General features: G+C 71.5%; 1 protein-coding gene. It reads right to left on the bottom strand.

What is annotated here, in order from left to right:
* Positions 1-743, bottom strand: a 743-nt coding sequence (locus tag EHS43_RS45315; protein ID WP_125196131.1) for a LysR family transcriptional regulator, incomplete at its 3' end; no start/stop codon positions are given.
* Between the last annotated feature and the right edge of the window lie 120 nt (positions 744-863).

The following is an 863-nucleotide window of genomic DNA, read 5'->3' as shown; positions in this document are numbered from 1 at the left end:
GTCTCCGCCTCCTCCCCCTCGAAGGCGATCCTCGGCTTGAAGCCGGCTTCCTGGCACAGGTCGTCGGTGATGCGGCGCAGGCCGTAGCCGGGTTCCAGGGTGACGAAGGACTCCTCGGCGGCCTCGGCCAGGCGCACCCGCCTGCGGGCCGCGAGGGGGTGGTCGGCGGGGACCACGAGCCGCAGCTTCTGCTCGTCCAGGCGCCGGGCGACGAGGTCCGGGGCGTCCGGGACCGGGGAGGTCAGGCACAGGTCCAGCTCGCCCGCGCGCAGGCGCTCGATCATCGCCTCGCCGTAGTTCTGGACCAGGCTGAAGCGGACGCGGGGGTGGTCGGCGCGGAAGGCCCGGATGAGGCCGGGGACCGTCTCGGAGCCCATGGTGTGCAGAAAGCCGAAGGCGACCTTGCCGGTGGCCGGGTCGGCGTCGGCACGGACCTCGTCGGCGGCCCGCTGGATCTCGGCGAGGGCGCGTTCGACGGAGCCGAGGAAGGTGCGGCCGGCCGGCGTGAGGGAGACCGTGCGGCCGATGCGGGCGAAGAGGTCGACGCCGAGGTCCTGTTCGAGGCGGACCATGGCCCGGGAGAGCGTCGACTGGGGTACGTCCATCTCCTGGGCGGCACGGGTGACGTGCTCGGTGCGGGCCACCCCGGCGAAGTAGGCCAGCCGCGGGGCCAGCGACATCACCATGTCTTCTGTGTCACTGGACGGTGACAGGCGCGACTGTGACCTCTGCTGATGCTCCATGGGAACGATTATGGCGAATCCATGCATTGGACGGATGAGCGCGGGCGTACGTAACTTCGAGGCATGCCTGCCAGTACCGAGGCGTCCACCCGCGTGGGCGCCCTCCCCTCCGTCTCCGCC

This window comes from Streptomyces sp. RP5T, from assembly GCF_003933965.1.
GTDB lineage: Bacteria > Actinomycetota > Actinomycetes > Streptomycetales > Streptomycetaceae > Streptomyces.
The sequence above is the reverse complement of the archived record's forward strand: the minus strand, read 5'-3'. Positions and strand labels throughout refer to the sequence as shown.